Below are 21,895 nucleotides of genomic sequence, written 5' to 3'. Positions count from 1 at the left end.
AGATTTACAATCTTTTACAGAAATCTTTTTCGCATATTATACCAACCAGGAACCATTCCAGAGTCCTCTAAAGCAGAAAAAAGAAATATTTTGTTTAAATCGGTCATTAAAGGTACGTTCCATTTACTAATATCACCATTGAAGTCGGAATGGTAAAACATCATACTCATATCCGCAACTTTAGATACATCCCACTTGCTAATGTCACCATTAAATTTGGAAAATTGAAACATACAACTCATATTCTTGACACTCGAAACATCCCATTTTCCAATTTCGCCATTAAAAATAGATTTTAGAAACATACAGTTCATATTGGCTACATTAGACACGTTCCACTCGAGAATATCGCCATTAAATTTAGAACCGCAGAACATGCCATTCATATCCACAACGTTGGATACATTCCACTTGCTAACATCGCCAATAAATTCAGTTTTTAGAAACATGCAACTCATATCGGAGACTTTAGATACATTCCACTCGCTGATATTGCCATTAAATTTAGAACCGCAGAACATGCCACTCATATTAACCACTTCAGACACATTCCACTTGCTAATATCTCCGCTAAATTTAGAACAATAGAACATATCACTCATATCAACCACTTTAGACACATTCCACTCGCTAATATCTCCGTTAAATTCAGAACAATAGAACATATCACTCATATCCGCAACGTTAGATACATCCCACTTGCTAATGTCACCATTAAATTTGGAAAATTGGAAGAGCCCATTCATATCAGCAACTTTTGATACGTCTATAAAATTAAGATTACACTTTTCCCCATTTCGTTTGACAGTTTCTTCAATAATCCGTTTAAGATGAGTACAATCTTGCGCAACGACAATTTTTTTAGGCATAAGCAATCTCTTTTTTCTCATAGAAACCTATTCTCGAGTTAACGATTATTTCAATTGGCTCCAACTCAACTTGATTAATCTCTTTAATCAAACCAACACTATCAAAGATCCATTTTTTACCCAAATAGATATCCGTTATGGTTATTTTTCCAGAAACACAATCCAATCCGGATTGATCATCCCCATTCTTTATTATGATTTTCAAAAGATTTCCTATTCCCGAATAAGATATCATTGAAAATGATGTATTGCCATCGATTTTTTGAAAAGGAATATCGCCTTCTTCTCCAACAAGAGAAATTTCAGTACCTATCTTTTTATCAGATTGTGGTAAATCAACTCTAAAATAACGCCCACATCGATAAGCCAAAGTAATCATTTCATTAGCTTTAATCACACAATTATTGCCTGCAGCAAATTGCCAGACCTTTCCATTTACCAAATCAGCAATATTAACATTGCCTAATTTCCATTCAGACAATTTTCCTGAGCCATCATGAGAAACAGTAATATACGATGGTTCTTCAACAGAATTCTCATATACTACAATAAATGAATCTTTATCTCCTGATTCAAAATTATCTTTTCGATTGTTTAGCAACTTTTGAGGACAATTGCCATTAATATCTATTTTAACATTAGCGTTTGTCCCAGCCCCAGTTTCATCACTCGTATAAACATCAATCTCAAAACAGGTATAGTCTTTACATTTTTTCAAGAGGAACTCATTTTGAGTTGTTTTTTCCGGAGCAAAAACCCATCGATTATTTGAATTTAAATCAGATATTATGACAATCTCTGGAGTCCAGCCATCAACAGCATTACACAAAAGTTTAACGACAGGATTCCAATCACAGCCACCTTCACCTGCAACTATGAAAGGTTTGTCAAAATGAATTGTAAACGAATCTCGATCCCCAGCTTCAAAGTTATTATGTCTATTATCAAGAACCTTTTTCACGCCGTCTATTGAAATTTCTACAGAACCATCGGTTCCCGAGAAAAGATTTCCATCTGTATATACATCAATTACAAAATGTCTTAATTCTTCATGAGATAATGTAATTTCCTCTTTATTTCTTATCCATGAATTAGCGACAAACATCCATTCTTTCCCTGAAATTGCATCACTTATTACAATTTTATCTAAATACCAATCATCAACTCCTTTATGCCTTACCCTTACTTCATTTATATCATCAACATACAATTCAGTATTAAAAACAAATGAATCAACATCTTTTTTTTCATAATTATTTTTAAAATCATTCATTGCAGTAAATGGTATTATTTCAACACCTTCCTTTCCAAAAACCGCAAACTCAATAACATCGTCAGTCCCTGCATATGATTCTGCACTTGTATAGACATTCATTAAGAAGCACTTCCCTCTCTCACTCCTATCAATTTTTATAGCATCACCTTTAGCAATCTTTTTATAAGGAACCGGAATAAAGGTCCATTCAGTTTTTGAGTAAATATCCGTTATGATAATTTTATCCAAAAGCCAGTCATCGTGGATATCCAAAAGCCAGTCATCGCGGTTATTTTGAGTTATTTCAACATACTCAATATTATCATACGAGAGGTTCTTTTCCTCCAGCGAAGTTGAAACAATAAAGGAATCCTTACTATTTCGTTCAAAATTATTTTCCGAATTATCCAACTTTGTAAAAGGAAGGATCAAAGCACCATCTTTTCCATAAATGGCAATTTTTACATCCCCATCAGTTCCAGCCTTATATTGATTACTTGTATAAACATCAATCTTAAAATTCACTAAAGAATCCTGTTCAAGTAACCTCACTTCTTGATTTTTTTCAATGGCTTGATTAGTAGTAAACACCTTTACATTTTCAGTTTTTTCATCCGTCACAACAATCTTATCAAGTATCCATTTATCACTACCATCTTTTTTCACACCAATTTGTTTAATACTGTCAAAGTCATCAAATATGTACAGAGTAAACAAATCTCGATCACCACGTTCAAAGTTGTTATGCGAATCATCGAGAACTACGAAAGGCAGGATAACTTTATCATTTTCACCATAAAGAGCAATTTCAACCTTATCGTCCGTTCCAGCATAATCGTCATCGCTCGTAAAAACCTCTAACTTCAAACGAGTCCGAGATTCCTGGGTCAAAACCACTTCATTATTTTCAAGCCATTGATTCGACATAAACACCCATTCCTCATTCGTGATCATGTCAGTCACAACAACTTTATTAAGGAGCCAGCGTCCACTACCTTTAAGGCGAACCTTAATTTTCGTTATATCACCAATCGGTTTTTCAGAGGAAACTACAAAAGTATCTTTACCATCATTTTCAAAATTATTTTTCGAATCGCAAAGTTCGTAATCTTCTATTTCACCATTTTGCCCACAAATAGAAATAAACACATCATCATCCGTTCCAGAACCAAATTCCGTTCCGGTATAAACATCAACGATAAATGACTGTTGCGCAACATGCGGATAAAAAGGACCATCATCCTTACCAATTTTTCTATTAGGAACAAACACATTCTCTTTTTTTGTTATCTCATTTTTTATAACAACTTTCTCAAGGAACCAATCATCGTTCCCATCTTTATACACCTTTATGTAATCAATATCATCAATACATACATCTGATGTAATTGTAAAAGTATCCTTATCCTTTTTTTCAAAATTATTTTTTGAATTATTAAGTTGTTGTTTAGGTATCAGCCTATTATTTTTCCCATGAATAGACATATACACATCATCATCAGTTCCGGCATCACTTTTATTACTGGTATAGACATCAACTGTAAACCAGCTTTCCACCGTCATTTTAGGTAGTCTAACACATTCATCATCTCCAATTAAGCAATCGGCAACAAATTCTTTCACTTCATCCGTAAGCATATTTTTTACAACAACTTTATTTAGGAACCAATCGTCACTACCCTCCTTATAAAGTTCTATGTAATCAATTTCATCAACATAAACATCTGATGTAATCGTAAAGGAATCCTTACTACCTTTTTCAAAATTATTCTTCGAGCCATCCAATTTCTGTTTTGGGATTTCATTTCCATTTTTTCCATGGACAGCAACGAAGACATCATCATCCGTACCGCCATTAGATTCATAACCAGTATAAACATCTATAGCAAAGCAACTTTTTAGTTTTGGGTTTGGCAAAGAAACGGATTCATCATTACCCACTTTGCAATTTGCAAAGAAATTCCATTTTTTCCCGGAAATATTATCTGTTACAACCACTTTATCAAGGAACCAATCATCTCGCCCATTCTTTCTTATTTTAACACCAGTCACTACACCAATGCTATTTTCAGAAGAAATCCAAAAAGTATCCTTGCTTCCTTGTTCAAAATTATTCTTTGAATCATTAAGTTCAGTTTCTTTCGTTTCGCCATTTTCGCCCAAAATGGTAATAAACACGTTAGAATCCGTACCACCACACGACTGCTCTCCAGTATAAATATCTACTACAAAATTACAGCCTTCCTCTCGACTTAAGAAAAGATCTTTATCATTCGTCACCCATTGTTTGGCCGTAAAAAACCATGTTTTTTCAGTAATAACATCGGCTACAACAACTTTATCAACAAACCATTTATCAGATCCATCATTTTTCAATTTTATCTTACAAATATCATCAATACTAGACTGACATTCTATTGTAAAAAAGTCTATATCACCAGCTTCAAAATTATCATTCACATTATCAATTAATTTTGCGTCTGTTTCAACAACTTCACCGTCTTTTTTAGTAAATATTGATATATATATATCTGAATTCGTTCCTGCCCAATGCTCAGCACCAGTATAAATCTTTAAAGTAAAATACCGCATCTTTTCAAGCGGATATGCAGACAAATTCATTTCTTCATTCTTATCAATCCAATCTTTGACATGAAATACCCATCCACTTTCCATCAAATTAAGAGGGGCAGACACAATGATATCATCAACATACCATTTATCTCCCCACCATTTACCATTATGTCCAATCGTGATACTTGTAATCTCGAAAACATCTTTATCAGTATAAAATTCAAATATTTCAGAAGAACATCTTTCAAACGAGTTTCCAATATTATCGATTAAAGGATATTCTCCAACTAAAATTTCTTTCACTTTACCATTTTCGTCTTTTATTTTCCCATAAATTTTCAAATGGACATCGGCATCCGTACCAGCACATCGTTCATCACCAGAAATAATTTGTACTACAAAACATTTTTCCGTCATGCCAATTTGCTTTTTTTCTTCAAACGACTTACTCATATCGTTATATTCTTTACAGCAATTGACGCCCTTGTTTCTCATTATATTTTCTAGTAACGTTTTCACCAGTTGGGCTGATACATTCACGTCATTTATACGACTTTTCGTTTCACCATTATTTACACCATCTAGTTCATCAGCTTTTTTTTCGATATCATTTAGGCAACTACATACTTTTAAAAACAAATAATATATGCTTCCTGCACACTCAACACAGAAAGAACTCAAGCCTGGACAATCCTTATAAGTTCGTGCAAGCACAAATGTCCATGAGTATATTTCGTTAAATATTTCACAAACATGATGAAAGCACTCATTTCTCCGCAATCTATTTACTATAGAAGTGCGTCGAAAAATATCCTTAAGTAAAATAATAGTTCTATTAAAAGTTATGATTCGACTAACTAAAGGCTCATTAAAATTATAACACATTAAGGATTCTATTGCATTTTCATATCTATTTTCAACAGAGTCCTTCAAACAATACTGCAAGCCCGATGTAGTTGTTTCACCCAAACTACGAAAAGAAAGATAAATTGAATCAAGAAAGTTTAATATTTCTTCCTTGGGATAATCCATTGCGGTCATATAAACAAACATTTCGGAACAATCTCTCGCCATTGTCGCATTCAATGTCTGCACATAGAAGTCTTCATGCAAAGCATCATCTGTTTGAGGATTATTAAAAATCCACTGACCTACACGACGGACATTCGTTTTCTTTTTTTGACTATCTATATGAGTCAAAAAAACATCAGCATGCTTATGTTTCGCTGCATCCTGTTTTTCATAATTCGCATATAGAATTACAGGCATCGCCTGACGAGACAACGATTCTCTAAATTTATCATAATCCCATTTTTCCTTACCATTTTTGACATTTTCTTTACAATTTTTAAACTTATCGTTTTCAACTTGTATGGGATTACCTGCCAACATTTCTGATTTATCATCTTTACCATCAAGAGATATATCAACAGAATCACTTGATGATTTTTTTTTCTGACCATCGATAGACAAATCAAAATCAGATGAGCGTCGTATCGCAAACGGATCCAAGCAGCGTTTTACATGAGACAAAGCAAAACTATCTTGAATCATATGCGAAACACAACCTAGCGCAACTGATCCTGCATCAAATTTATCACCCCCAAAAAAATATTTAATTGATTTCGAACCATATGCACTATCAAGCAAATCTCGCATCATGATTCGGAACAATTCATCATCAACTATATTTACATATTCATCAATGGTCAAATCCTGAATATGTTTTTTTACTTGAGAAACTTCAATATTGTTAAAAACATCTATACAAAATTCAGTCCATCGCCTAATTTTCCTATAGTTAAGCGATTTACATCCTCCACTACAATCCATTGAATGCAAGAATTGCATTCTTTTAAGATGACTTGAGTAAACAAAAGCATCTTTTTCAAATAAGTCTCCAGAAAGTTCTGCAAAAAAAAACTTCATGGCAAAATTTATATTAGAATAATGCCACCGATCATTCCATTGAGCCCCTTGTACAAATGATTCGCAATTAATTTTATGTACAATTTCTCCGTTCTTTTTTGTAAAACAATTTCGTCCGCCATTACCCGTATTTTCAAAACTTAATTTGATATTTAGCGCTTTGGATCTTTCGTCAATATGCTGATTACAATTTTTTTCAAGCTCAATCAAAGCATCTCTTGCATACGTTTCATGAATGCCTTCTTCTATAGCAGCAGTTTGAACATCAAAAACTTCATCAGAAAAATCTTTATCAGCCTTTATCGACAATGTTTTTTCTAATAGTTCATTCAGTTCTTCATCATTTTTCACATTTTCTATAGCAGCTTTCACGTCTTTTTTTATATCATCAGCCTTTCCAGCCTTTTCAGGATCTTCCGTCAACAATGCTTCCGATAAAATTCCATCAACCATCCACCATTGAACAGAAAGATTATCATAATCAAAAGATGGCGAATCTTCAAGAGCATCAGAAAAATCAATTAAAGAAATTACCTTTCTCCACATATCCCCACAAGAAAAGGAAAATGCAATTTCATCAGCATTTTTTTCTAAAGAGTCTCTATTTAATTGAATAAAATCAGCAATTTCATCCTTTGAAAGCATTTTAGACAACACAGACTGTTGAATAAGATGAGCTATCTCATGTAAAAGGATAAAAATGAATACGTTTTTCGGTAATAGATTTTCTTGTTGCATTGAAACCAATTTCTTTGATAATACAATAGTATTGTTGAATGCACCGGACAATGCATTGACTGGCAAATCTTCGCGAACCAAGACTTTCAACCGACCACAATTCAACTTACACAAAACATTTAAAATCCATTCCTTCATACAAATCCTTTTTTACTGTTCTAAGATTAAAACGAAGAACCTGTTTTCATCAGTTTGAAATTTTGCAGAGAGATTTCATGGGAAAATTTATCCCACACATCACCTTTAACAGACAATTGATCAAGTAGTTTAAACATACTTTCATCCAATTTTTCCCCAAGTTTATCAAGATTATTACCTAAACTATCCTGAACCTTGACCAGCCCATTTTCGGAAAGGTATTGAGTCACTGTACCAAGCGCATTTAACGCTTCTTCAAATTTTGAAGACATCAACTCCTTTATAGTCAATGTTTCAACATCTTTGTAGTAGTCTGGATCATTTATAATTTCTTTAGCAATTTTTTCTAAAGCGAATTTTCTGTATTCATAAGCGCGGATTAGAAAAACTTTTGAATTACAGTTTTCATTATTTTTGTCATACTCTTTCAATTTTTTTTCTAAAAACGTATTCCACAATTCGCATCGATCTTTTTCATCGCCATCGGTAAAACAAATTTTACCAGCATTTTCTACAAAATCTGGGATATCTACATTCGATGAAATTTCATACTCTCTCTTTTCATATAAAGCTTTCATGATATAATACATTTGAGCAAAAGCTTTCCTGAATCGATCTGGGTTATCAACTGTAATAGACGAATTTGAATAATCTGGAATATAAGTGTACTTTTTCCCAGGAATATCAGGGAAACTTCCGGAGGTTCCATGTCCCGTCCATATAGCCGAAAAGCAGCGAAAAGGAGTATCTTTACCAGTATATTCAAACCATTTTGAATTTAACCACGCAATTTTTCCAAGTCCAATTTCCCCCCAATTGGGTTCAAATGAAGTTCGATTGCCACCCTCTACAATCGCACCACGATTTACATGCATGTTACATGAGCCACAAAAATCTTGATGCGACCATGTATCAGCAATTACATGCATAAAAATTCCAATCGAAAACAAAACTTCATCACTAAAACCGGATTCTGGTGTAGAATTGGATTTAACAAAATCAAGTACAAATTGAAAAATTTGATTTGCCAACTTTGAAGAAGGTTTGCAAACCAATTTCAAATCCTTCTTGTATTTCTTTTCGGCAAAATCCGTATCATACCCCTCTATTTTCACCGTTTTCAATTCAGGAGATCTATCTTTTAATTTCAACTCATTGTCAGTTATATTTGCCGGCAGAAAATGAAAAACAGACCAAACAGATTCAATCTGCTTCGACATTTGCAACAAAGAGTCTTGTCGAGTCCATTCTTTTTGAAATAAATAAAAAATGAAGTCATGTACGGTAACCACATTGTAGTATAGTTCAGTATATTCCTTTTTTAGAGTTTCATTTTTTTTTGATTTATCTTTATTTTTTTCCAATTCAACAGCATTATCTCTAAGCTTTCTAACGACATCATGATCCATTTCATCCACAGATTGAGCAGCCCAGGCGATTTTTTCAGCTTCTTCATGGTTAAATCCAGCTTTCGTAGCCATATAATAAGTTCCATAATAGTGGCAATCCTTCTGCATATCGAAGACCTCCTATTTTCAGGAATTCATCAAACGTTCAATTTCACTTTCGTCAAACTGGGCGTAATGCCCCTGACCAATTGACCTAAAATAATCTACACGACCTTTTAATGCCCGCAATAATTCTTCTTTATTATGATCAAGTTTAAAGTGATTTATCGCTTTATCAATAAATGTTCGAGCAGCCAACCTATTCTGCACATCTTTATAATAAGAGAACAAAAGCAGTTCTATTTTTCCACACAACGTTTTATTACTATTTTTACGAAGTTCGTTCTTTAGTTCAGATTCGGCCACTTTTCCCTTATTCATTACAAACAAGCAGCTAGCCTGAGTCAGTTTCAAATTCCCACGGTCATCATTATCGGACTGCATTGATTTCAACATAGCAGCCTTACTGATATTCGCCAAAGCTTGATCATAGTCATTTTGCATCATGTATATATTCGCAATGTTCAACATGGTATGGCCGCAAAGTTTTTCAAGTTTCAGCTGTTCTTGGGCTTTCAAAATTTCTTTATACACGGCAAGAGCATCATCATAATTTTGATTACTTAAAAAAAGTGCAGCTTTTTTATCCATATCGTGTAGTATGTCAACGATATTCTTTAACTGTTTAGACTGCATTGCTAATGCCCTCCATTTTTTCAATTTCCTTATTTACAATTTCCGCTCTTTTTACATTTAAGAACGGCAGAACATTCTTTAATAGGGACAATGAGTCTGCAAAATGTCCATCCTTTTCTTGTCTTAGTCCTTGCCTCAAAACCTCCATAGAAAGTTTCTTCAAAGCATTCGTAACAAAGACCAGATCATTCTTTGTTTTGATTAAATTTCTCGCCTCATAAGCCTTTTGCAAAGCGTTACAATAATCCTGAGGAACTAAAAAAGACTGGACATCATCAAAGGTTACGTTAATCTGTCCCTTATCATTGATTACAATGTATTCTAACAACTTAAAAGCCATATCATGAAGGTTATTAGATGCTTTTTCCCTGACATTATCTGTCACACTTTTTTCTACAGCATCAGTAGCAAAAAGCAAAGCTTTTCTACATTCTTTTCTAAAGTACGTTATCTTGGAAAAATTTATAAGCTGTTCTGCTGCGGTATCGCCGCACTGGTAATACTCCAAAACAGTTATAGCTTCATTGAAAATGGCTTCAGCCAGTTCAAACGATTTCGATTCATCCAAGGCAAATGAAATAGCCATATTTATTTTTTCTGTCAATTGTTTGACAATTTGCTCTATCTGCTCATCAAACCCTATAGTAGCCATTAAAACAACCTTTTTTTTTGATTAAAACTATTTTTCATATTATCACAAGAAAAAAATCTTTTTACATCACGGGATATCAACATCCTTGTTTTTTTTTCATTAGCATTACCCCTTAGGCCTCTAAATGAAGAAGTAATACTTACCGAAGAAAAAGATTCTCTTTTAGAATTAATTGAATCGGAACTTTTCACCTTAAGTTCAACAGCGACAGAAAAATTATTGTCAAATCTTTTTTGATTCTTTAATTCAAGAGGTTCTTTCGTTTTATTTTTTTTATCAGATTTCGTATCAATGGAAGCTTGATTAACAGAAACAGAAATTCGTTGCGCCTCCATTTCAAAATTATTTTTTGAAACTTTTACGGATTCTGATCTAATAAATACACTATTTTTTTCAGTTTCATTTTCGGATAATTTCGATTCTTTAACAGAAATTATAGAGTCACGACGCAATTCCGTTTCCAGCAGACTATTTTTTGAAACCTTTGCAGAATCCAATTTAATTGATGAATCAATTTCATCCTTTCTACATTCGGATAAACTTGATTCTTTAATCGCAATTTTAGATTCACAACGCAATTCCATTTCCAGCAAACTATTTTTTGAAACCTTCACAGAATCCAATTTGATTGATGAATCATATTTTCCCGTTCTACGTTCAGATAAGTTTGATTTCAACAAATCTTTTTTTGAAACACTTACAAAACCAGAATTGATTGATGCATTATTTTCTTTTAAACAAGATTCAGCTAATCTCAATTTATCCTTTGCGACAATGGTTTCACAAAGGACTCTTGCATCAAGCATACTTTTTTTTGAAACCTTAATGATTTCGACATCCTCAGAAACCATTCTTTTTTTCATGACCGGAGATACTTCTGATTCTTTATGGAATTCTTCGGTATTATCGGAAGATTCATTCACAAAAGAATCTCTTATTTTCGCATTAGCCCTTTCTGCATCAAAAATCACACTTTCTTGAGACAGAGATTCAGCAAATCGATTTTCCCGTTGACAAATCCGTTCAATTTTACCTAGAGATTCAGGCCCGACATTTTCTTGTAAAGAAAAATCATTAAATTTTGAACCAAAAAGAGACCCTTGATTCCACAAGGAATCACAAAAAAGCCCAGAAAAAAAAACTTCGCGACCAGCTATTTTTTTTTCTTCCTGATTTACAGAAGAAAAAATGGTCCGTTCAGCACTATCAATAGAATTACGTAATGTATTTGTTTCAAAACCTTCTCTAATTAAGGAATTTTTCTTCTCTTTAAACGCTCCTAAAGAGGTACGTAATTCTTCTATGGCAAATGAATCAAGTTCTCTAGCAAACGAATCATCCCCATCATCAATTTTTAGAACATTTTCTTTTTCTATGGACGATTCACTATTAACATTTTTATTTTCATCAGGAGATACAGCAATATTATCTAAAGTACTACAATCGCTGGGAATTTCCGATTCCGCAATTTCAGATATTAACGACGCATTGTCGTCTGAATCAGCATATTCTTCAGAAAACAGCAGCCCTTCAATATCATCAAACAACAGGCTGTCTAAATATTCTTCTGTATTTTCATCCATGTGCTGTAATAATCAAAATCTTAATTTGAGAAATGAGCACCCTTAATATTCTAATCAAGGCTGCTCATTCCAATGACAATTTCTGTCCAAAAAAGAAATTGTCACAACAAAACATCCATATAATTAAACGATATTACTCGATTTAATTACTGATCCGTTTCTTTGTTGTCTACTTCTATTTGAGGTGAGGGGGTAGAAGTATGTTTTGTATCATAAGCATTATTGGCCGTTTCAATTTCCATAGCAACCCTATCAGATTCAATCTGGAAAATCTTATTCATAGCCTGGCTCCTCATATCAATTGCCTGAGCAATGATCGTATTAGGAGGTACAGGAACCAAACGAGTTCTCAACAAACTTGAGCCTTCAGCACTATAGCTATATTTACTAGAATACGTTGCATCTACAGTAGATACATTAGCACGACTTTTACGCCAAGACTTTTTTGTTTCTTTGGATTCATTATGTGAAGTAGATTCAGAAGTTGTTTCCTGATTCATACTAATAGCAATTTTGACCTCAATAACAGTTTCTGCAAACTGGTAAAAGGTTGGCTGAAAACCAGCACCAATCATAGAAGTTTTAAATTCCTTATCAGTAACTTCAATGCCAGTCTTTCCACCCTTTTCTTTTGTACTGTCATAAGAAACAGAAACCATGGGAAGGGACACTGTATCATCTTCCCCCATCATCTTTAGAATTTCAATTGAATTTTCATCAAGAGATTTTTGAGCGTTAGCAATAGCCATGCCCAAATTAGCAACCATATCACTAAAGGGTACATCCAGTAATTGTTGACCAATACTCATATTTATAATCCTCTTTATTTATTTTAGTGTTAAGTTTCAGCAGGTTCTTCTGCCGGTACATTTTGATTATTTTCAGAATTATTCGATGCAGGTTTATTTTCCTCTGAAGAGGTTTCCTTTGCTATTTCCTGTTCGATTAACTGCAATGTTTTTTCAAACTTTTTCTGCTCCAACTGGGCTTTCAAATCCAACAATTTTGACATAAAAGCATTTGGCGGAACAGGAGTAATCTTCGTCCTAATCAAGCTAGATCCCTCTGCAGAATAAGAGTACTTTGCAGAAAAAGAAGCATTCACAGACGCACATGAACAGGTAAAGCCTACTGACGCCGACGTTTCTACAGACATAGTCGTTGAAATTGAGATCTTAACTTCAATAATTGTATCAGTAAACTGATAAAAAGTTGGTTGAAAACCAGCACCAATCAAGGAAACCGTTTCAGAGCCAGTTAACGAATCACCGAAATTAGGAATTTCAATTCCACATGTTTCAACATCACCCATTAACTTGGCAATCTTACAGCTGGCCATATCCATTTTGAACTGACCTTCCGCAATCGCATTAGCTAACTGCATGACCATGTCACCAAACGGAACGTTTAAAAGATCTTTTCCGATTGACATATCTATTATTCCTTTTTTTCTTGTTAAGAAGCCCCCTCTAAAAAAACATTCTAGTCAGGACTTCAGCTTAAAACATATTCATTAAATACTTTTTTCTATAGATAATCCTCCTAGATTCAATTGACGTGACGGTACTTACTAAAAAAATCATTTTTATTTTGGAACCGCTTGAATTGTGATTTTTATACTACTCAAGCTGTCTTCAGTCGTCTCACTAATGCTAGGTGCAGTAAACTTGAATGATTTTTCACCATTATTTTTACTATCATCATAAATTCTCACCTTCAAATCAACATCCATGTTGTTGATGATATATTTGGCAACATCAGTATCAGAAGCAGAACTTGTATTAAAATCATTTATCATCTTGTTCAAGAAAGATGAAATGTCTTCCGTTGAATAAGATGCTCTAATTTGTGCTTGTAATTTTTCTAGTTCTTCTTTTGAGCTTAAATACTTTTTATACTCTTCATTGAAAGCATCTGTTTGCTTTTGTGCTTCTATTTGTTCCGATTCCAAACGAACTTTTACAGAAGCCAATTCCACGGATTTTTCTTCCAATGTTTTTTTTACGACATCAAGTTCATGAATTTTTCCTTCATACTCAACTATTTTTTCTTCAAGCGTTTTAAGCTCTTCTTGAATTCTCTTTTTGGTCAATGAACTCGATTTTACATACAGACGAGATAATTGTTCAGAAAGTGTAGCCATTCTTTCTCCGCTTTATTTATTCTTACCATCCAATTCATTTTTGGATTCTATTTTTTTCAACGTTATTTTCGGGACGACGCCCATATTTAAAATCGTATTCTTGGCAGGTTCTTGATGAATTACATTCACATGTACACCATCACTCCAATTCTTCGCTTCTTCCGGATCAATTTCATAAACAGAAACATTTATTTCATCCAAAGCATTTCTTATTTCCCCAATAGTAGGTAGGAGACTTAAATCCGGCATATATCTTCTTACAACAAACTTATCACTTGGAGGAATCGGAACTATTCTCAACTTGATAGTACTCTCCTCTTTTTTCGAAGATTTAAACAAGTTAGAGAAAGTCGCATTACTTGGAGCAATACTAATTTCAGAGCTAAGAACCTGTCCTGTCATACTCCGTTCTTTAGAAACTGCGTAATCTATTTTCATTGTAAATTCAACTTCAGGCATCACATACCATGTGGCCTGCATTCCTGCACTATACAGTCTATCATTCTGCAAAATTTCATTCTGTATAGCCATAGAATTTTCATCCAAAGCTCGTTGCGCTTGCGCAACGCCCTTACCCAATTCCGTAATAACACTCGATAGATCAGAGTAAATGCTAGGAGTATCGCCACTGGACACAACCAACTCCTTTTGAATTGAGCAGGAATCAAAGGCTTTCGCAGATTGCACAGTTGATTTTTGCAATTGCAAAATTTTACTTTCTGTAATATTAGAAAAGGTATTTATTTTTTTTATCTTCTGCAATATTTCCTTTGCATCGGTATTTTTCAATTGTTCAACGGAATAAATTCCGCCATCAATCAAATCATACGCTTCATTGTAAGACATTTCATCAACACGAAGTAATTCCGCCTGCGTGGCCCAATGGCTAATATTGGCCAACGCGATACCCGTTTTTTCGGACAAGATTTTTCGATCTTTAGCCGACCGAGTCGCATCATAAAATTGTTTTAAAGTCTTGATTCCAGCCTTTGACGATAAAATATCAACCATTTTATTGTCAATTCCGGCAATACTAATTAAGCTACTGGACATGTTTATCCCTTGAAAAGTATGGCATTTTGTCGAGTAAAAAGACTCACACCAAAGTATTTCTAATTGTTACACAAATGACAACCGACAAGATAATAAGAAAAAAGTATCATTTAAATTTTTAATTTAATCGCAATAAAAATCAGTACAAAGCAATTAATACAGCAGCTATACATTGTATAGCACCACGCCTGTAAAAAAAAATATACCAAAAAAATCTCAAAGAATTTTACCAACAAAACAAAAAAAATCCATCCGCATAGCGAATGGATTCTCATTTTTTATTTGAATTGTTTACCTATAGCGCAGACGGATTCTCGGTCTTGAATCCGGATCCCAGGCGTTTATGTAATAGTAGTAATGATCATTGCCATAGTAACGAACGAATTCATTAATGCAACCATTTTGTCGAGAAAAGGTTAAAGAGCCAGAATCTTTCGTCAATGTAGGAGTATTGCCAAGGAACAAATCCACATCGCTATAAGACATACAATCGTCTTCATTATTATCGGCATAAACTTCGATTTGTTCAGCATTAAACGGTCCGTGTATTTTTGACACAGTAGCTTCAGAAAGGCCAGGCCTACCACTAAAATAAAATTCTTCTTCATAATAGGGGGCAGCCTGTCCAATATGCAGAGGGCCGCTTCCATCCGGATCGGTTGTATAAGAAAAATCAGATTGGCCCGGCTCATTCGGCTGGTCATCAAATTTAACCATCAACATTTTTCGCACAGGCTTCTTGGCACCTATCGCAGAATACTCAAATATGACAGCTCCATCCTGAAAAATACCGTTTCCCGATATATGAGCAGGATTCTGGTCCCCCTGATTCTGGTGGATCAGATGCATTCCGTATCCCTTTGAATAAGGGGCACCAAACACGTAAATTCTCTTGACATTTTTAAAGAGATCATCAAACATCGGCAGCTTATACTGCATAGGATCACTTGTCCGATAAGCAATAGCATGCTGCCATCTTCTACCAGCGATATCAAGAAGAATTCCTTTATGACGAATGTAGTCCAAAGCTCCTTCTGAAGCGGTGCCGCCCACACCCGAAATCATTGTAATCGGGTGATACGCATTTGTTGCAGACCATATATTACCATAATAGCTAGCGTTATAATCACGCATGTCGACAATTCTATACGGGAATTCATACTTATGCCCATTTTTGACGTCAATAACGCATTCATACACCGTATTGTTACTTGTCTTTATTTTAAAACGATAATGAAGAAACTTACCTTCTTGCCCAATGCGTTCCACTTCATTTGAGCCAGAAACAAAAGTTCCCACAACATAACCATATTTACTCTGCTGAGCAAATACAGATGCAGCCAAAGCAATTAAGCCAAGCAACGCAACCTTTTTCCACAATGATATCTTCATGCAATTCCCTTTCGGATTAACGCTCTAAAACTTTTAAAGCGATTTCATGTTAGAAAAATCACATTATTTTGTCTATGTGTTTTCATCTAAAAAAATTTTCCATCATTTTTTACAACTTTCTGCAGACAAAACATTTTGCTACACAATGTATTACATAGTTGGCAAAAATCAATACAGCAGTCGTTCAAACAAATCATTTATCTATACATTATTCTCTTACTAACAATTTCATCGCACTTAAAAAAAATTTTTGAAAATACAAAATACACGATAAACAAAACAATCCATAAAAATATTTTTTTCAAAACAAAGTCCGTATTTTTATACAAAATCTTATATTTTCGCAAGAAGATTCGTTAGACGAAAAAATCGGTTAGGAAGATTCTATTCATAAACTAACGAAAGACCTTCTCGTACCTCATTACAGTACGATTATTTAACGTACCGTTTCTTAACCAAAGAAATGGTCTTTGGAGTATATCCCCAATGAATAAAAAAATACTGGCTTCAGCACTTCTGGCGGCAACAATGAGTTTCGCCTCCAACAATCTCCGCGTAGATTTCTACGGTTCGCAGGGTGCACAATGCGAATACGCACCTAGATTTCAAATCTACAACTACCTTCCAACAACCAATTGGACTTTAAAGCTTTACGCTTATTTCTCAAGCAACGATGGTTCCGACCCAACCAAGGATTTTAAACTCAACGTTGACTTCCCTGCTCAAATTGAAAAAGTTAATGGTAACGTATACCGAGTCGTCATTAATTACGGTTGGTATCCTATCGGTGATTTGCAGACAAAAGATTTCGGCAATCCCTTCTCCATCAAGCCGTCATCTTCAAATCGCTGCTACCAGCCCTATACCCGAAACAACTATCCTTACGACATAGTCCTTGAAAGCAGCAATGGAGGATACCTTTCCAACAGCAAGCACCCCACATTCAACAACAGAATCGGTTTGCTGGTAGACAAGGATTACGTCTGTCCCGGCTTTAACGGCAAGAAGAATTACATTCATATTGATGCCGAAGACACAAATCCCGCCACAAAAATCAGTAGCGGTTCAAAAAAACCGAAAGGCGTTGTAATTGACGACAAGAAGAATCCCGAATTCTACTATTGCCCTCTTCGTGTCAGCAACATGTCCTTATACCAGGCCACATACGATTACATCGTTTTGAAGCTTGATGACGAATGTCCTAGCGGATCCTACGAATTCGTTAGATATCACGATACCGAAGATAACACCCCCAGCAATAAAGTATACGGATTCATGGAACCCAGCGTAATCCAAAAAGACGCCAAGATGTATTATTGCTTCGTACCGGCAGCTACCAAGAACGGCAGAAGCTATCCTTTCGCAAGCACTTACGGTATCTTCGCAAATCCCACGGCATCATCTAATATATCCAAGAGCACCCTGCATGTTGATGACGAAGACACCCGTAACAACAACTCCTGGAATTTCTTCAACCTGAGCGATGATTACATCAGCCGCATCAAGAACATCATTTCAGGATCGGCAGATACCGACTACCGAATCGCATGGATGACAGGATCCTCTGCAACTAAGGAAGCCGCTTCTGAAGCAAAGCCCGTGGTTGCCGAAAACATGGTCAACGTCCCCATTGCAGCACCTTCTGGAGTCGCAATCAAGGGTATAAGCCGTACTGCCATGAATGTAGAACTGCTCTCCGAAGGCAAGGTCGAAATCAACCTTATCGGTGTTGACGGCCATTCTTACGCCAGCATCACCACCGAAAACCTCCAGCCGGGTTCCCACAGCATCAACTGGAATTCCGCAAAGGTTCCGGCAGGTCGTTATATCATGTCTGTCAAGCAGAACGGTATCGCCAGCGGCAAGAGCATTATCCTGAAATAGGAAAACTCTTATCGCACACAAAAAGCCAGGCGTCTCGTCTGGCTTTCCTTTTTTAAAGGTTCACTGCAACGAGCACACTCGCATCGTCATACATTAGCTATACATTTGTCATACAACGTACTAGTTAAACATTTTATTTAAAATATGCAAAAAATTATTTTCACAACAAAACAAAAATTTTACGCATAAATTCTATTACTTTCTACAAAAAAACATACATTTTGGCTAAATTTTGCCTCATGTTTGGAAAATCAAAAAAAGAGGAATTATCATCCCGGCAACTTGAAGTCTTAAATCTGCTGCGAAGGGGATTAACAAACGGGGAAATTTGCCGTACTCTGAACATTTCAGAAAATACGGTAAAAACCCATCTAGCGAACATCTACAAGATTCTTGATGTAACTAACAGGACTGAAGCCGCATCGATTGATTTGACAGAAGAGAACTTTAGCCAGCGTCCATCTTCTCAATCGCCAAACAAGAGAGAGATTGTCGTAGCCTTTGAAAAAAATTCCATTCTCGAAAGCACTCCCCTAGCCTACAGCGTCGTCTGCGCAACGATCGAGGCGCTGCACCAATACCATATTTTCAAAATACAGGTCGTTCCTCCTGAAGAAATTAACAACGGCACGGATTACCAGATTAAACTTACAGCTACTCATGGTTCCGGCGACTCTCTATTCATCACTCTTTACCAAGATGAATCTTCAACCTTGCTTTGGTCCAATCTTCAAAAGATCAAGTCAGAAGACGAGATCAAACTTTTCGCAGCCCGCATCGCCATACAGATTTTCCGCAACATGACCATTTCGGCAGCGTCCAAGTACGCCGAAAATTCGGATCTAAAATCCGATTGGTGGTACGCTTCCAGCTTCGCAAACGTAATGATGGAAAATCGCAACAGGGACGAATTTTCGAAATGCGAATCAAGTCTGCAATCCATTCTCGACTCCCAGAAAGGAAACGGTTATCTCGCATACACTCTAGCCAACGTCTATTACACAGCCATCATCGAAAACTGGGTTGACGCGACAATTTACACGTCCAAAATCGGGGCGTTGGCCTGCGAGGCCATGCGGAACACACCCTATTCCGCCTATTCGCAGTTCATGATGGCCCTCTACAACATCCTAATAGGCAACAAGAGCGACGCCATAGCCTATTTCGAGCAAATCCTGGAAGCAAATCCTCAGGACGTCATGGCACGAAGATACCTGACGCAAATCTTCCTGCTGGTAGGCAAGCAAAAAGAAGCCCTGAAGCTTTTAGACGAAAACAGTCTCTACATTCCCGATGTAAATCAGCAACCATTCCAACTTATCGCCAAATCCTTTATCTACCTGCTACAGGACGAATACGAGAAATGCGAACTCATTTCTCAGCAGGTCTTGATGATCCACCCCGAGACTCCATTCGCCCGCCTCTTCATGATCGCCTGCAACAATAAGAAGGGCAACTTGAAAGAAAGCCACAAGCATGTGCAAAAACTCAGGGAATACCACCCTAATTTCAAGAAAAACGACGTAAAGGAATTCCTGAAAGGCGTTACTGAAGAGCAGCAGGAATGCTTTATTAGCCTATTGTGGAATCTAGACTAATGCTAAAAATCACCCATTTGAGTGATGGACGAACCATACTACCAGGGGTTATCTTTGAAACATCAGCAAAGGAAACCTAAAAATGGAAGAGAACAGCAAAAAGATTGACACCTACCTAAAAAAAATCACCGGCAAGAAGCCCGACGATTATTACACTAAGATAATTCCTCTGGAAGACCTACGCCCCGGCGACATTTTGGCATTCAGTGGCGAGGGAGAAGAATCCCTTATCACCAAGTTGATCCTCTGTTTCACCAACTCCTGGGTTTCTCACGGAGCATTATTCTATCAGCATGGGCCCGTTGAAGCCCTAACTGACGCAGGATCCACCGGAATCCAGGGTCATAAGGTAACCAGTAATCCCGAAGATCGCGTTGCTTATGTCAGTCGCCTGATCAAGACTTCTAAAATTGGCAACAAGAGCAGTTTCTATTCCGATAAGGAAATGGCCCCCGTTCTTGCAGCCGCCAAGGGATACGTGGAACAGGACCTCCCCTACCCCTACGCCGACTTGGTATTCCTGGCCCTAATCCTCCTTTACAAGGACCATTCCCAGGCAGGGATCAAGCAATCCATCATCATCGCACTTCTCAGATGCCTTGCCGCTGAATTAAAAAAACTGTTAGACGATAAATATCGACACAATTACACCATGGTCTGTTCGTCCCTGGTTTACCAGTGCTATTTGGATGCCTCAAAGAAGAATCGCAAATTTAAGCTGAAACTGACAAAGGACGCCGATTTGAGTTGCCGCACCTCCAAGAAGGGGCTGCTCAACCAAAACCGCAGAAAGGCCAATACACTCCTGGATTTGTACGCAGAACATGCCGCAGAATACGATTTCAAGACAGAGGCATTCCACCAGGCTGTGGCCCCAAAAGAACCTGTTGCCAATCTTGAAGACCTCGCAAAAGAGATCGTCGAAAGCGACCGCAGTAACCGCGTCATGATGCTAAAGGGAAACGCACTCAGCAGCGCCATCGAAAACTTGCTGAAAACGCTCATGGAAGTGCTGGGATTTACCTTCACCTCGATTAAGGACATGATCAAGAACGCTCGAGAGATGCAGGCCATGTTCGTAACCCCCAACGACCTATGCTTCAACATTGAAAATGTCAAAAAAATCGGCAAGGTCCACCTGAATCGTGCAGATGAAAACCTGCCCCACGAACAGTTGACCGATTTTAGCAAGATCTAGGTCCAAACCCCAATAAAGAAACTACACCTCAAAAAATATAGGGGGCGCGCAAGCATCCCCTATTCCGAAAAACACCCCATGGGAATCTCTACACATTCCTAGTTAAAAACACGCCTAAGAAGGAGAATAAAATGGCAAAAATCAAGCACATCAAGGCAATCACGCTGAAGAATTCTGGTGCATTCGTTGTTAGAATGCGAATCAACTGGAATGACCCGGAATCCGACAACAGTTCGGGAGTGTACGAACCCTCCGGCTACCACGACATTTGCGCAGCCGGGGAAAGGACAATCAACCTCTCCGAAACCGGCATCCCCGAAGGAGCCAACGTCCGTCTGCACGCAGATGTCGTCTTGGGCAAGGATAAGGAAGGTGGCGAGCAGTTCCGATACACAAGTGACGCCTCGATGATAGCCCACTACACCATTAGCGGCACAACGCTCATCAACGACTTGAAACTAGATGACGTAAAGTAAAGCCATAAAAAAGAAGGAGAAAAAGAAACTCATTCGCGAAAGCGGATGAGTTTTTCACATTCAGTCAATGTATAAACAGTGTAAGACGGCATATATACAAACACACAAAAAAAAAGTCATTCCAACCAGATACTTTAGTCCAATTTTCACAAAAGGAACCCACCGTCATCGCCTTAGTTTATTTGCCTGGCGACAGGAACCCTATGGGGAGGCCGGCCCCAGATGATCAACGTAGAGCTCTCGATATTATGTCAAAAATGACATATATT

General features: G+C 36.6%; 15 protein-coding genes and 1 pseudogene. 5 read left to right on the top strand and 11 right to left on the bottom strand.

All coding sequences use genetic code 11. The annotated features are described in order from the left end of the window. Positions 1-14: 14 nt before the first annotated feature. The 11 genes from BUB73_RS05640 to BUB73_RS05590 all read right to left on the bottom strand — a co-directional run bounded on the left by BUB73_RS05640 (position 15) and on the right by BUB73_RS05590 (position 16,470). On the bottom strand, positions 15-869 hold the full coding sequence (locus BUB73_RS05640; protein ID WP_073284275.1) for a BspA family leucine-rich repeat surface protein: 855 nt from the start codon (positions 867-869) through the stop codon (positions 15-17). Further along, positions 862-7,503, bottom strand: coding sequence for a PLAT/LH2 domain-containing protein (locus tag BUB73_RS05635; RefSeq protein ID WP_073284272.1), 6,642 nt, complete (start codon positions 7,501-7,503; stop codon positions 862-864). Before BUB73_RS05635 ends, BUB73_RS05640 begins: the two co-directional genes overlap by 8 nt. A gap of 26 nt (positions 7,504-7,529) precedes the next feature. Further along, entirely contained in the window at positions 7,530-9,020 is a 1,491-nt protein-coding gene (locus tag BUB73_RS05630; protein ID WP_139259124.1) for a DUF6765 family protein, read from the bottom strand. 18 nt (positions 9,021-9,038) lie between these two features. Beyond that, positions 9,039-9,647, bottom strand: coding sequence for a tetratricopeptide repeat protein (locus BUB73_RS05625; protein WP_073284266.1), 609 nt, complete (start codon positions 9,645-9,647; stop codon positions 9,039-9,041). Next, on the bottom strand, positions 9,637-10,299 hold the full coding sequence (locus tag BUB73_RS05620; RefSeq protein WP_073284264.1) for a hypothetical protein: 663 nt from the start codon (positions 10,297-10,299) through the stop codon (positions 9,637-9,639). Before BUB73_RS05620 ends, BUB73_RS05625 begins: the two co-directional genes overlap by 11 nt. Further along, positions 10,299-11,882 (bottom strand): hypothetical protein, encoded by a 1,584-nt coding sequence (locus BUB73_RS05615; RefSeq protein ID WP_073284261.1) that lies wholly within the window; start codon positions 11,880-11,882, stop codon positions 10,299-10,301. Before BUB73_RS05615 ends, BUB73_RS05620 begins: the two co-directional genes overlap by 1 nt. Positions 11,883-12,028: 146 nt before the next feature. Beyond that, a complete protein-coding gene (locus tag BUB73_RS05610) occupies positions 12,029-12,691 on the bottom strand; it encodes a hypothetical protein (RefSeq protein ID WP_088658489.1) in 663 nt (220 codons plus the stop codon). A gap of 29 nt (positions 12,692-12,720) precedes the next feature. Further along, positions 12,721-13,314, bottom strand: a complete 594-nt coding sequence (locus BUB73_RS05605; protein WP_073284255.1) for a hypothetical protein — start codon at positions 13,312-13,314, stop codon at positions 12,721-12,723. A gap of 153 nt (positions 13,315-13,467) precedes the next feature. Next, complete coding sequence (locus BUB73_RS05600; protein ID WP_073284253.1) at positions 13,468-14,025, bottom strand: hypothetical protein; 558 nt, start codon at positions 14,023-14,025, stop codon at positions 13,468-13,470. Between the two features lie 12 nt (positions 14,026-14,037). Continuing rightward, positions 14,038-15,078 (bottom strand): DUF4332 domain-containing protein, encoded by a 1,041-nt coding sequence (locus BUB73_RS05595; RefSeq protein WP_073284250.1) that lies wholly within the window; start codon positions 15,076-15,078, stop codon positions 14,038-14,040. 291 nt (positions 15,079-15,369) lie between these two features. Next, a complete protein-coding gene (locus BUB73_RS05590; RefSeq protein WP_073235395.1) occupies positions 15,370-16,470 on the bottom strand; it encodes a DUF2278 family protein in 1,101 nt (366 codons plus the stop codon). 486 nt (positions 16,471-16,956) lie between these two features. On the opposite strand from BUB73_RS05590, the gene BUB73_RS05585 reads away from it, so the two are divergent. The 5 genes and pseudogenes from BUB73_RS05585 to BUB73_RS05570 all read left to right on the top strand — a co-directional run bounded on the left by BUB73_RS05585 (position 16,957) and on the right by BUB73_RS05570 (position 21,626). Then, complete coding sequence (locus tag BUB73_RS05585; RefSeq protein WP_139259123.1) at positions 16,957-18,354, top strand: hypothetical protein; 1,398 nt, start codon at positions 16,957-16,959, stop codon at positions 18,352-18,354. A 239-nt stretch (positions 18,355-18,593) separates the two neighbouring features. Continuing rightward, positions 18,594-18,767 (top strand): annotated as a pseudogene (locus tag BUB73_RS17950) (response regulator transcription factor); the annotation flags it as partial. Between the two features lie 18 nt (positions 18,768-18,785). Beyond that, positions 18,786-19,952, top strand: coding sequence for a tetratricopeptide repeat protein (locus tag BUB73_RS05580; RefSeq protein ID WP_254794908.1), 1,167 nt, complete (start codon positions 18,786-18,788; stop codon positions 19,950-19,952). An 82-nt stretch (positions 19,953-20,034) separates the two neighbouring features. Further along, entirely contained in the window at positions 20,035-21,150 is a 1,116-nt protein-coding gene (locus BUB73_RS05575) for a hypothetical protein (protein WP_073284244.1), read from the top strand. A 131-nt stretch (positions 21,151-21,281) separates the two neighbouring features. After that, entirely contained in the window at positions 21,282-21,626 is a 345-nt protein-coding gene (locus BUB73_RS05570) for a hypothetical protein (protein ID WP_249269265.1), read from the top strand. The last annotated feature ends 269 nt before the right edge of the window (positions 21,627-21,895 follow it).

The sequence above is a fragment of the Fibrobacter sp. UWH6 genome (assembly GCF_900142465.1).
In the GTDB taxonomy this organism is placed as follows: Bacteria; Fibrobacterota; Fibrobacteria; order Fibrobacterales; family Fibrobacteraceae; genus Fibrobacter.
Note: the sequence above shows the minus strand (reverse complement) of the source record. Positions and strands in the feature narration are given on the sequence as shown.

Excerpts from the sequence above, each read along its gene's own strand:
- BUB73_RS05585 (WP_139259123.1), top strand. The coding sequence starts at position 16,957 with ATGAATAAAAAAATACTGGCTTCAGCACTTCTGGCGGCAACAATGAGT.
- BUB73_RS05600 (WP_073284253.1), bottom strand. The coding sequence starts at position 14,025 with ATGGCTACACTTTCTGAACAATTATCTCGTCTGTATGTAAAATCGAGT.
- BUB73_RS05575 (WP_073284244.1), top strand. The coding sequence starts at position 20,035 with ATGGAAGAGAACAGCAAAAAGATTGACACCTACCTAAAAAAAATCACC.
- BUB73_RS05595 (WP_073284250.1), bottom strand. The coding sequence starts at position 15,078 with ATGTCCAGTAGCTTAATTAGTATTGCCGGAATTGACAATAAAATGGTT.
- BUB73_RS05590 (WP_073235395.1), bottom strand. The coding sequence starts at position 16,470 with ATGAAGATATCATTGTGGAAAAAGGTTGCGTTGCTTGGCTTAATTGCT.
- BUB73_RS05625 (WP_073284266.1), bottom strand. The coding sequence starts at position 9,647 with ATGCAGTCTAAACAGTTAAAGAATATCGTTGACATACTACACGATATG.
- BUB73_RS05640 (WP_073284275.1), bottom strand. The coding sequence starts at position 869 with ATGCCTAAAAAAATTGTCGTTGCGCAAGATTGTACTCATCTTAAACGG.
- BUB73_RS05620 (WP_073284264.1), bottom strand. The coding sequence starts at position 10,299 with ATGGCTACTATAGGGTTTGATGAGCAGATAGAGCAAATTGTCAAACAA.
- BUB73_RS05570 (WP_249269265.1), top strand. The coding sequence starts at position 21,282 with ATGGCAAAAATCAAGCACATCAAGGCAATCACGCTGAAGAATTCTGGT.
- BUB73_RS05610 (WP_088658489.1), bottom strand. The coding sequence starts at position 12,691 with ATGAGTATTGGTCAACAATTACTGGATGTACCCTTTAGTGATATGGTT.
- BUB73_RS05615 (WP_073284261.1), bottom strand. The coding sequence starts at position 11,882 with ATGGATGAAAATACAGAAGAATATTTAGACAGCCTGTTGTTTGATGAT.
- BUB73_RS05605 (WP_073284255.1), bottom strand. The coding sequence starts at position 13,314 with ATGTCAATCGGAAAAGATCTTTTAAACGTTCCGTTTGGTGACATGGTC.
- BUB73_RS05635 (WP_073284272.1), bottom strand. The coding sequence starts at position 7,503 with ATGAAGGAATGGATTTTAAATGTTTTGTGTAAGTTGAATTGTGGTCGG.
- BUB73_RS05630 (WP_139259124.1), bottom strand. The coding sequence starts at position 9,020 with ATGCAGAAGGATTGCCACTATTATGGAACTTATTATATGGCTACGAAA.